9 protein-coding genes are annotated in these 11427 nt (G+C 61.8%); 2 read left to right on the top strand and 7 right to left on the bottom strand.

Annotated elements, in window-relative coordinates; all coding sequences use genetic code 11:
• Positions 1-317 precede the first annotated feature (317 nt).
• Positions 318-1310 (top strand): P1 family peptidase, encoded by a 993-nt coding sequence (locus K7H91_RS23190; RefSeq protein ID WP_230722561.1) that lies wholly within the window; start codon positions 318-320, stop codon positions 1308-1310.
• 9 nt (positions 1311-1319) lie between these two features.
• Here K7H91_RS23190 and K7H91_RS23185 read toward each other — a convergent pair whose 3' ends face one another.
• The 5 genes from K7H91_RS23185 to K7H91_RS23165 all read right to left on the bottom strand — a co-directional run bounded on the left by K7H91_RS23185 (position 1320) and on the right by K7H91_RS23165 (position 8943).
• Positions 1320-2717 carry an efflux transporter outer membrane subunit gene (locus tag K7H91_RS23185; protein ID WP_230722560.1) on the bottom strand — a complete coding sequence of 466 codons (1398 nt, stop codon included), beginning with the start codon at positions 2715-2717 and terminating at the stop codon, positions 1320-1322.
• A gap of 96 nt (positions 2718-2813) precedes the next feature.
• Positions 2814-5948, bottom strand: coding sequence for an efflux RND transporter permease subunit (locus tag K7H91_RS23180; RefSeq protein WP_230722559.1), 3135 nt, complete (start codon positions 5946-5948; stop codon positions 2814-2816).
• Between the two features lie 48 nt (positions 5949-5996).
• The gene (locus K7H91_RS23175; protein WP_230722558.1) at positions 5997-7235 is read right to left on the bottom strand and encodes an efflux RND transporter periplasmic adaptor subunit; all 1239 of its coding nucleotides are present in this window, start codon (positions 7233-7235) and stop codon (positions 5997-5999) included.
• 146 nt (positions 7236-7381) lie between these two features.
• Positions 7382-7984, bottom strand: coding sequence for a TetR/AcrR family transcriptional regulator (locus K7H91_RS23170; protein ID WP_230722557.1), 603 nt, complete (start codon positions 7982-7984; stop codon positions 7382-7384).
• Positions 7984-8943 carry a phosphoribosylaminoimidazolesuccinocarboxamide synthase gene (locus tag K7H91_RS23165; RefSeq protein ID WP_230722556.1) on the bottom strand — a complete coding sequence of 320 codons (960 nt, stop codon included), beginning with the start codon at positions 8941-8943 and terminating at the stop codon, positions 7984-7986. The genes K7H91_RS23170 and K7H91_RS23165 overlap by 1 nt, the downstream gene beginning before the upstream one ends.
• Positions 8944-9070: 127 nt before the next feature.
• Here K7H91_RS23165 and K7H91_RS23160 point away from each other — a divergent pair, with 127 nt between their 5' ends.
• Positions 9071-9721: a LysE family translocator gene (locus K7H91_RS23160; RefSeq protein WP_230722555.1), complete on the top strand. Its 651-nt coding sequence runs from the start codon at positions 9071-9073 to the stop codon at positions 9719-9721.
• On the opposite strand, the gene K7H91_RS23155 is transcribed toward K7H91_RS23160, so the two are convergent.
• Together K7H91_RS23155 and rlmN are read right to left on the bottom strand one after the other, a co-directional pair.
• Positions 9705-10166: an SRPBCC family protein gene (locus K7H91_RS23155; protein WP_230722554.1), complete on the bottom strand. Its 462-nt coding sequence runs from the start codon at positions 10164-10166 to the stop codon at positions 9705-9707. The two genes, K7H91_RS23160 and K7H91_RS23155, sit on opposite strands and share 17 nt — an antisense overlap.
• A gap of 17 nt (positions 10167-10183) precedes the next feature.
• A complete protein-coding gene (rlmN, locus tag K7H91_RS23150) occupies positions 10184-11416 on the bottom strand; it encodes a 23S rRNA (adenine(2503)-C(2))-methyltransferase RlmN (protein WP_230722553.1) in 1233 nt (410 codons plus the stop codon).
• Positions 11417-11427 lie beyond the last annotated feature (11 nt).

The raw sequence follows: 11427 nt of genomic DNA, 5'->3' as shown, positions 1-11427 counted from the left end.
TTCTCTTTCTTCAATATTCAATTGTCCAAATAACCGACGGATGGAACCATCCGTCAAAATTCCGTTTCGCGTGCCAAACCTTTTGAGTTCAAACACGTCAATCAGCAGAGCTAATTGGCGAAATTAGGGTCAACAGTGTTGTTCGCGAGAGCGACCGTCGACCCCGTCGGTGATGCGCATATAGGGTGAACCGGCCTTGGAAGTCAACAAGGTATTTTCAAAAAAGCGCATTTATTTGCGTCTTTTCTCTTTGCCATTGACCTCGACGGCCCCGGAGGGCCTGTTTTCATTGGGAAGTAGCAACGGAAGGCAGGTTCATGAAAAATCTCATTACCGATATCGAAGGCATTTCAGTCGGCCATGCCCATGATCTCGACCTCGCCTCGGGCGTGACCGCGATCATCTTCGACCGGCCCGCCGTCGCCTCGGGCCTCGCGCTTGGCGGCGCGCCCGGAAGCCGGGACCAGCTTCTGCTCGATCCGGCCCGAACGGTCGAGACAGTGGACGCCTTCGTGCTGTCCGGCGGATCGGCCTTCGGACTTGATGCGGCCGGCGGCGTTCAGTCCGGCCTTCGCGCCGATGGGCGCGGCCTTGCAATCGGCCCGGCGCTGATCCCGATCGTGCCCGGCGCCATTTTGATGGACCTTCTCAATGGCGGGAACAAGGATTGGGGGCTGCATGCGCCCTACCGCGATCTCGGACACCAGGCCTATCTCAATGCTGAGAAGACCCCCTTCGCGCTCGGCACGGTCGGCGCCGGCGCGGGCGCCACCACGGTCAATCTGAAGGGCGGGCTTGGCTCCGCGAGCGCCGTCAGCGAAGGGGGCTTCACCGTGGCGGCGCTGGTGGCCGTCAATGCCATGGGCAGCGTGACCATGGGACACAGCCCCTATTTCTGGGCGGGGAGCCTCGAGCGCGACGGCGAGTTCGGCGGTCGCGGTCTTCCCGCGGCCGTGCCGGAGGATGCCCATCGTCTCGCCATCAAGGGCGGGCCGACCACCGCGACCACGATCGGTGTGGTGGCGACCGACGCCACGCTTTCCAAGCAACAATGCCACCGTCTTGCCGTGATGGCCCATGATGGGCTCGCCCGCGCGATCCAGCCGGCGCATCTGCCCTTCGACGGCGACACGGTGTTGTCGGCAGCGACCTGCGAAAAGGCCGCACCGGATGACTTCGCTTTCGCCGAGATCTGCATGCTGGCGGCGAGCACGATGGCGCGGGCAATCGCGCGCGGGGTCTATGAAGCAGAAACGCTCCCCCAGAGGGGAGCGCTTGCAAGCTGGACGGAAAAATTCGAGCGGCGCTGACGCCGCTTTCTACTGAGCGGCGTAACCGCCGCCGATCGCAACGTTCAGCGCGACGAAATCGCTGGCCTGCTGGGCGATCGCATTGGCGAGATTGGCTTCCGCATCGGAGACCGCGCGCTGGGCATCGAGCACATCCAGCAGCGAGATCGCGCCATCCTTGTAGCTCGAGGTCGAAAGCGACAGGGCGTCACGATAGGATGCGACCGTCGCCCGCAGCGAGGCCACGGTGCGGCCATCGCGGGTGACCTGCGCCAGCGCGGATTCAACTTCCTGAACCGCATTGAGCACGGTCTGCTTCCAGGCGAGATAGGCCTCGCGCGCCTGCGATTCGGATTTTGTCACATTGGCCCTGAGCGCGCCGCCATCAAAGATCGGCAGGTTGAGCGTGGGGCCGAACGACCAGGACGACATGCCGGCATTGCCGAGCGAGCTGCCCGAGACGCTGGCCTGGATCGTACCGCCGAGCGAAATCGACGGATAGAGCTGGGCCTCCGCGACGCCGATATTGGCGGTGGCAGCGGCCAGATTGCGTTCGGCGCCGCGGATATCGGGCCGGTTCCGGATCAGGTCGGCGGGAACGCCGGACGCAAGGCGCGCCTTGGCCACCGGGATCGGCTTCACCTTGTTCATCTGGTCGATCAGCGTGGCGGCCGGAAGCCCCATCAGCGTCGACAGCGCGTAAACCTGCTTGCGATAATCGGCTTCGAGCTGCGGGATCGTGGAAAGCTGCGCGTTCACCAGGCCTTCCGACTGCACCACGTCGAGCCGGGACGCGGCGCCCGCGTCCAGCTGGAACTGGGTAAGACGCAGGGTTTCGCGCCGGCTGTTGAGGTTGGAGCGCGCGATCGCCAGACGCTCCTGATAGAGCCGGGCGGAAATATAGGCGTCGATCAGCTGGGAGATCAGCGTGAGCTTGGCGACATCCGCGCTGGCATAGGCGGCATCGAGCTGGTCGAGCGCGGCCTCGCCGGAACGGGCGTAAAGGCCGAACAGATCAAGCACCCAGGACACCGGCACCGATCCGCCAAAGGTATTGGTGATCTTGCGCGACTGCGGCGAGGCGCCATCGCCGCCGGAAGCCCCGACCGTGTCCGAACCGTTGAGGTTGACCTGCGGATAGGCCCCCGCCGTCGCGGAAACGACATTGGTCTCGGCCTGAACAATCCTTTCGAGCGCCTGAAGCACGGAAAGATTCTGCACCATGCCCTGCTGGACATAACCGGTCAGCAGCGGATCGTTGAATGCGCTCCACCAGGCGACATCGGTCACATCGCCGACCGGCTGGCTGCTGCCTTCGCTGAACTTGTCCGGCAGCGCCGCTGTCGGCGCCACATAATCCGGCCCGACAACACAGCCGGACAGGAAAACCATGAGCAGCGGAACGGATGCAATACGGCGCAACAACATCTGAAATATCCTGTCAGTTCGGCTGATCCGCGCTGCGGACCAACGGCCTATTAGTAAGCGCCGGGCCGGGCCCGGCGCAATATGGTTAACCCGGTTTTAAACCACCTGTTGCTCTTCTGCCGCTTTCTGGTCCTTCTTGCCGATGCCCATAATGCGGCACACGGCGACGAAGAACGAGGGAACGAAGAAGATGCCAAGGGTGGTTGCCGCCAGCATGCCGCCGAACACGGCCGTGCCGATGGCATTCTGCGCAGCCGAACCGGCTCCCGTCGCCAGCACCAGCGGCGTAACGCCGAGGATGAAGGCGAGCGAGGTCATGATGATTGGTCTCAGACGCATGCGGGCGGCGTGAAGGGTGGCGTCATAGAGCGAATCGCCCTTCTCGCTCTGCTCGCGCGCGAACTCCACGATCAGAATGGCGTTCTTCGCGGCCAGGCCCATTGTGGTGAGCATGCCGACCTTGAAGTAGATGTCATTCTCCATGCCACGCAAGTTCGCCGCCAGAACCGCGCCGAGAATCCCGACCGGAACCGCGAGGATCACAGCGAACGGAATGCTCCAGCTTTCATAAAGCGCCGCAAGGCAGAGGAACACGAACAGCACCGAGATCATGTAGAGATACGTCACCTCATTGCCGGAGATCACCTGCTGGAGCGACATGTCGGTCCAGGCGACGGTGAAGCCGCCGGGCGACTGCTCCACCATGTCGACGAGCTGGTTCATGGCCTGTCCGGAGGCAAAGCCCGGCTGGGTTCCGCCCTGGATATCAACGGCGGAGTTGCCGTTGTAATGCGCCAGCGAAGGCGCGCCCGTGGTCCATTCGATATCGGTGAAGGCGGAGAACGGCACCATGTCGCCGCTGAGATTGCGGGCATACCAGCGATAGATGTCCTCCGGCTGCATGCGGTAGGGCGTATCGCCCTGCACGTAGACCTTCTTCACCTTGTCGTCGAGCGTGAAGTTGTTGATGTTCGAGCCGGCATAGATGGTCGACAGCATGCCGGTCGCTTCGGCGATGCTCACGCCATAGGCGCCAGCCTTCTGATCGTCGATCGCGAGCTTGAGCTGGGTTTCGTCCGGCTGGGTATCGGTGCGAACCTGCGCGGCGATGCCGCCCTGATTCATCTGCCGGATGATACGGTTGGTAACCGCAAGCGTCGCCTCCTGGCCCTGATTGCCGCTGTCGACGACATAACCGGTCCAGCCGGTGGACTGGCCAAGGCCCGGAATTGACGGCGGCTGCACCACATAGACCTGCGCATCACGCACATTCATGTAGAAATAGCCGTTGGCGCGCTGTGCCACCGCCGCTGCGGTCAGGTTCTTGTCCGTTCTGTCGTCGAACGGCTTCAGCTCGATGAAGGCCATGGCGTAGTTCTGGCCCTGACCGGCAAACGAGAAGCCCAGAACCGTGAACACGGCCTCGACGGCGTCCTTTTCCTGGTTGCGGAAATAGGCCCCAACCTGCTCTGTGACGGCGCCGGTTCGCTCCGTCGTCGCCCCCGTTGGGAGATTGACGATCACGAACAGCGAGCCCTGGTCCTCGTCCGGGAGGAAGGATTCGGGAAGCTGGGTGAAATAATGATAGACCCCGAAAAGCAGGATGGCGAAAACCGCGAAAACCGGGATCAGCCACCTGAGCATGAGCGCAACGCCGTGGATATAGCCATTGGTCACGCGCTCGAAGCCGCGATTGAAATAGCCCGAAAGTCCGCGATCCTTCTTGGTCGGATCGACGGGCTTGAGCAGGGTCGCGCACAGCGCCGGGGTGAAGATCATCGCCACCAGAACCGACAGGATCATCGCCGCCACGATCGTGATCGAGAACTGACGATAGATGATGCCGGTCGAGCCGCCGATGAACGCCATCGGAATGAACACCGCCGTCAGCACCATGACGATGCCGATCAGCGCGCCCTGGATCTCGCCCATGGATTTCTGCGTCGCCTCCTTCGGCGGCAGACCATCCTCATGCATGATTCGCTCGACGTTCTCGACGACGACGATCGCGTCGTCCACCAATAGGCCGATCGCCAGCACCATGGCGAACATGGTGAGCGTGTTGATCGAGAAGCCGGCAAAGGCAAGCACGCCGAAGGCGCCGAGCAGCACGACCGGCACGACAAGCGTCGCGATGAGCGTCGCGCGCAGGTTCTGCAGGAAGACCAGCAGGACCACGAACACCAGCACGATCGCCTCGAACAGGGTGTGAACCACCTGCTCGATCGACAGTTCGACGAAGGGCGTGGTGTCGTAGGGGTAGATCACATCGACGCCCTGCGGCAGCGACGGCTTGATGGAGTCCATGAAATCGGTCACCGCTTTCGAGGTGTCGATCGCATTGGCGCCGTTGGCGAGTTCGACGGCGAAGCCCGCCGCGGGCAGGCCGTTATAATAGGTGTAGAACTGGTAGTATTGCTGGCCGAGCTCCACCCTGCCGACGTCCGAAAGCGTGACGGTCGCACCGTTCTCGGTCGATTTCAGGATGATGTTCTCAAACTCGGTCACGTTTTCGAGCTGAGTGGCCGAAACCGCGGTAATACTGAGCTGCTGGCCCTCGACGGAGGGATTGCCGCCGACATCGCCGACGGCAACCTGCTGGTTCTGCGCCTGGATGGCGTTGGAAACGTCGGCAACCGTCAGATTATACTGGTTGAGTTTGTAGGGATCGAGCCAGACGCGCATGGCATAGGGCGTATAGAACCCCTGAACGCTGCCGACGCCTTCAAGGCGGGCGATGCTGTCATTGATCGAGCTGTCGATGATGTTGCCGAGATCGGCGGCGGAATACTGGCCGCTGCTGTCGGTCAGGGCGACAACCATCAGGAAGCTGGAGGACGAGCGGCTGACGGTGATGCCGAGATTGCGCACCACGTCGGGAAGCTGGGGCTGCACGAGCTGCAGCTTGTTCTGCACCTCGACCTGGGCAATTTCCGGATCGATGCCGGGGCCGAAGATCACCGAGATCTGCGACAGGCCGGGCGACGACGTCGAGGTGAGATAGAGCATGTCGTCGAAGCCGGTCAGACCGTCTTCGATGACGTTGGTCACCGTGGTTTCGACCGTTCTGGCACTCGCGCCCGGATAGCTGGCGGAAAGCGAAATCGTGGTCGGCGCGATCTGCGGATATTGCGAAATCGGAAGCTGGGAAATGCCAAGCCCGCCGATCAGCATGATCACAATGGCGATCACCCAGGCGAAAACGGGTCTGTTGATAAAGAAATTAGCCATTAATCATACCTCGAGCGCTTGGTTCCGGTGCCTGCACAAGCCTTGCGCTCAGCCATTTCCGCCTGTTGATCCTGCAGCGCTTGATGAACCACCGCTCGAAGAACCGCCGGAGGAACCCGACGTGTCATCGACCACGACGCCCTTGTCATTGATCTTCGCCGGCACCGGCGTGACGTCGGTCACCCCGCCCACGAGCGACTGGAAGCCGTCGACGATCAGACGGTCGCCGTCCGAGACGTTCTTCTGCACCAGCCAGGAATTGTTGGAGACCATCACATTGTCGAAGACCCTGGTCTCGACCTTGTTGTCGGAGGTCACGAACATCGCCGAAACCTTGCCGCCGGCCTCGATCTGGGCTGCGAGCTGCGGGATGAGATAGCCCTGTTCCTCGGCAACCGTCAGCGTTGCGCGCACGAACATGCCGGGCAGCAGAACATGGTCGGGATTGTCGAAGATGGCGCGCAGGTTCACCGTGCCGGTCGACTGGTCGACCGTGCGCGCCGAAACGTCGAGATTGCCGGTCACGTCATAGGTGCTGCCGTCGTCAAGCTGGACATTCACCTTGACCTTCGACAGATCGCTTTCGGATTTGAAATCGGCATATTTGCCGGTGGCCGAAAGCACCTGCCCGGCTGATTCGTACATGTCGACATAGATCGGATCGAGCTGGTTGAGATCGACCAGCGGGGTCGAGGACGACGGCGAGGCGAGGTTGCCGACCGAAACGTTTGACACGCCGAGAACGCCGCCGAACGGCGCGGTAATCTTTGTGTGATCGAGATTGATCTGCGCCGATTTCACAGCCGCCTTGGCCGCGCTGACATCCGCAAGCGCGGTGTCGTAACGGGTCTTGGCATCAGTCACCTGGATCTCGGTGGCGCCGGTGTTCACGATCCGCTGATAGCGCTCGTAGTTTTCCTTGGCGCCCGGAACGGCCGCGTTGGCCTTGTCAAGATTGGCCTGAGCGGCCGCGAGAGATGCCTCGTAGGTATCCTGCTCGATCTCGTAGAGCAGGTCGCCGGCTTCCACCAGGGCGCCATCCTTGAAGGCCTTGTTGGTGATGATGCCGGTCACCTGCGGGCGGATCTCGGCATACTGGTATGCAACCGCCCGCGCCGGCAGGGTCGTGGTCAGCGGAACGGTCTGCTCCGTCAGCGTGATAACGCCAACTTTCGGCGGCGGAGGCTGCTGGCCGGCACCCTGTTGGTTCTTGCCATCATCACTGCAAGCGCCGAGCGCGAATGCGAGAACGGTAAAGGCAGCGATCGGAAGCTTGCGCGACAGCATGGGCACCTATCCAGAATAGAAAATGAACAATGGTCGTTTTCTTAACACAGTCTAAACGTGGCAGGAAACAACATATCTGCCACACACAAGAGCGGAATGAGGCCGGCTCGCCCCTGAATTGCCTTAGTGACGTATCTCAGAAATCATCACTTTGCAACTCGGTATTTCAACCCGCTATCGATCAGCTCGATAATCAGGGCCGTCTTGTCCGAAAGCGCGGGCGGATCAACGCAATGCAACATCTTCGGGTGGAGCACGCTTGCCAGCATGTCGACGATCACCTCGGCATCGCGCGCTGGATCGCCCGGCCGGTAAATGCCGGCCTCCATCGCTTCGGCGATCAGGGCGCAGAGCTTGTCCTCGACGAGCCGACGATAGATTCTGCCGCCCTTGGCGGGATCTTCCAGCACCAGCGGGATCATTTCAAAGAGATACTGATTCTCCAGCTTGTCGCTGACATGCTCGCGCGCGAGCCGCGAAAGGAAAAGCTGCAGCTTCTCGTCGGGCGCTCCCGATGAATCCTCGATGCTGCAGCGCTCGGCCAGCCTGCGGCCGTGGCGATAGGCAATTGCCCGGCCAAGCGTCAGCTTGCTCTTGAAATGCTTGAACACATTGGCCGGCGACATGTTGAGTTCGGCGGCGATATCGGCGATCGACACGGCGGCAAAACCGCGCGCGCGGAACAGGCGCTCGGCGGTCGCGAGGATCGCCTCTCTCGTTTCCGCACCGGTTCGCCGAGGTCTGCGCATCAGCCCCAGTCCCCGTCGGGATAATAGGCCTTGAGGTTCGCCCTGATCCGCGCCTTGACGCTCTCGCCGCTGTCATCGGGAAGAAACTGTTCGCCCGTGATCATCTCGAACGCCTGGCCATAGACCTTGGACGCCGCAAGCACGACATCAACGGGAATTTCCGGGATCGGATCCTTGTAGGGGTCGCAGCGCGCCACGACCCAGGAGCGGATGAAATCCTTGTCGAAGCTTTCCGGCCGTTCGCCCGCCGAAAACCGCCGCTCATAGCTTTCCGCCATCCAGTAGCGGCTCGAATCCGGCGTATGGATTTCATCGGCAAGCAGAATATTGCCGTCGGCATCCTTTCCGAACTCGTATTTGGTGTCGGCGAGGATCAGCCCCCGCTTCGCCGCGATCTCCTGGCCGCGCGCAAAAAGCTTCAGCGCCGTCGACGAAACCTCGTCCCACTCGGCCTTCGTCAAAAGCCCCTTTTCAACGATTTCGGCCGCCGTCAGCGGCTCGTCATGACCGCCATCGAAGGCCTTGCTGGTGGGCGTGATGATCGGCGCGGGCAGCGCTTCATTGTCGCGCATGCCATCGGGAAAGGTGATGCCGTAGATCGTCCGTTCGCCGCGCTTGTAGCGGGTCAGGATCGAGGTGTCGGTGGTGCCGGCGAGATAGCCGCGCACGATGATTTCCACCGGCAGGATATCAAGCCTTCTGCCGACCACCACGTTCGGATCGGGATAGGCGACCACGTGGTTGGCGGCGATATCGGCGGTTTCCTCGAACCAGAAGCGGGCGATCTGGGTCAGGATCGCGCCCTTGTGCGGTATCGAAGCCAGCACCCGATCGAACGCGCTGATGCGGTCGGTGGTGATGATGATCCGCCGACCGTCCGGCAGATCATAGTTTTCCCTGACCTTGCCGCGATAGTAATTCGGCAGTTCCGGAAAAAAGGCTTCATCGAGAACGCGCAAGAACAATCCCTTTCCTGTTTCGGCCCTGCCGCGAAGTGTGGAATCTTGCAAAGCCTCACCGCCCTCATTACAGATTGTTAACCTCGTCGGCAATCACAATGAGGGTCCGCCCTCGTGCAGGTGTCCCATGGATTTCATCCCGTCGCTTCCCGTTCTCCTCGCCTTTTCCGCCGCAACGCTGCTTCTGGCGCTCACCCCCGGCCCGGACATGACGCTGTCGATCAGCAAGGCGCTGAGGGAGGGCCGCGCCGCGGGCCTTGCCGTGCTCGTCGGCACCAATCTCGGCATCTGCGTCCACACCATCCTGGTCGCTTTCGGCGTGTCGGCCCTGATCATCGCCTCGCCCACCGCCTTCTTCATCCTGAAGAGCGGGGGCGCTGCCTATCTGCTCTGGATCGCGGTTATGGCGATCCGCAAGGGCAATAATTTCGTGCTGGAGGCGGAGGCAAGGCCGGAGCGCAGGCGCGGATCGCTAAAGGCGGCGATGGCGAACGGCTTCTGGGTCAATCTTCTGAACCCCAAGGTCATCATCTTCTTCATGACCTTCCTGCCGCAATTCGTGACGCCGAGTGATCCGAACGTCACCGGCAAGCTGCTCTTCCTCGGCTTCACCTTCATCACCGTCGCGATCCTGCCAACGATCGCCATCGTCATCGCCGCCCACCGGCTCTCCGGCTGGCTGAAGACCCACAAACGGGTGCTGCGCGCCATTGACTACCTGTTCGCAGGCGTGTTCTCGCTGTTCGCGGTGAAGATATTGCTCACGCAGGCGCGTTGAAGCAATCCAGGATCAGCGGCCAGCCCTGCTCCGATGCCATGGCGTCACGATAGGCCTCGAAGCCCTCGCCGTGGTTTGCGAACGCCGAATGGATCAGCACCACGCGTGTGGTGTCGGCATCAATCTCCGAGAATCGGACATCGACCCTGCTGGCCATGGCCGGATCCGGCACTGGCTCGCGCTTCATGCTGATCTGCCACGTGAAACGCACAGATTTCCCCGGATGCACGGCCAGCACCCGGCCGAAATCCGAGCGGAATCCATGGGGACCGATTTCGCTGCAGGGACCACCGACTTTCGGCGTTATGCTGATCTTGACCAATGCCTCACCCGACCATGTATAGGCCTTTGGCCACCAGCCGGTCATGCCCTCGGTGAACCTCTTGAAGCATGCTTCGGGCGTCAGCGACGCATCTACGGCAACTTCCAGCGAATCCTCGGGCATAATTCCTCCTTGTCGGATCAGTCGTCTCCGTGATTGGCGATCATCATCGCCTCATAGGCGAGCCGTTCGGTCTTGCGCATGCGCTCCGATTCCGACTTGAGCTGGCCGCAGGCGGCCAGAATGTCGCGGCCGCGCGGGGTACGGATCGGGGAGGCGTAGCCGGCCTGGTTGATGAAATCGGCGAAGCGCTCGATCGTCTCCCAGTCGGAACACTGGTAGTTGGAACCCGGCCACGGGTTGAACGGGATCAGGTTGATCTTGGCCGGCACGCCCTTCAGGAGCTTCACCAGGTCGCGGGCATCGGCAAGGCTGTCATTGACGTCCTTCAGCATCACATATTCGAAGGTGATGCGCTTGGCGTTGGACAGCCCCGGATACTCGCGGCAGGCCTTGATCAGCTCTTCCAGCGGATACTTCTTGTTGATCGGCACCAAGATGTCGCGCAGATCGTCGCGCACGGCATGCAGCGAGATCGCCAGCATGCAGCCGATCTCGTCGCCGGTGCGGTAGATTTCCGGCACCACGCCGGAGGTCGACAGCGTGATCCGCCGCTTCGACAGCGACAGCCCGTCCTCGGCAGAGGCGATCAGTAGCGCCTTCTTCACGGCGTCGAAGTTATAAAGCGGCTCGCCCATCCCCATCATCACGATATTGGTGACCTTGCGGTCAGATTCCGGGATGAAGGCGCCATTGGGCGCATCGCGGTTCGGAAAATCGCCGAGCGCGTCGCGGGCGACGAGCAACTGGCCGAGAATTTCCTCGGGCCGCAGATTGCGCACCAGCCGCTGGGTGCCGGTGTGACAGAAGGAACAGGTCAGCGTGCAGCCGACCTGGCTGGAGATGCACAGCGTCCCGCGATCTTCCTCCGGAATATAGACGGTCTCGATCTCGACCGGCTTGCCTGCGCCGTGCGAGGGGAAGCGGATCAGCCATTTGCGGGTGCCGTCGGTCGAAATCTGCTCGGTGACGATTTCCGGGCGGGCGATGTCGAAGGCCTCGGCCATCCTCACCCGCAGGTCCTTGGCGACATTGGTCATCTCGGCAAAATCCGAGACGCCGCGTACATAAAGCCAGTTCCAGATCTGGCTGACGCGCATCTTGATCTGCTTGTCGGCGACCCCGATCGATGCCAGCGCCTCGCCAAGCTCCGGCTTGGAAAGGCCGATCAGCGTGGTCTTGCCCTGCGCTGGAGCGGCGGCAGGACGCGGCCGGGCGCGCTGGGCTTCAAGATCGATTTCGGCTACGGACATGGTCTCTCCGG

It is taken from the genome of Martelella mediterranea, assembly GCF_021021415.1.
Lineage (GTDB): Bacteria > Pseudomonadota > Alphaproteobacteria > Rhizobiales > Rhizobiaceae > Martelella > Martelella mediterranea_C.
This window is presented reverse-complemented; position numbering and strand designations above follow the sequence as displayed.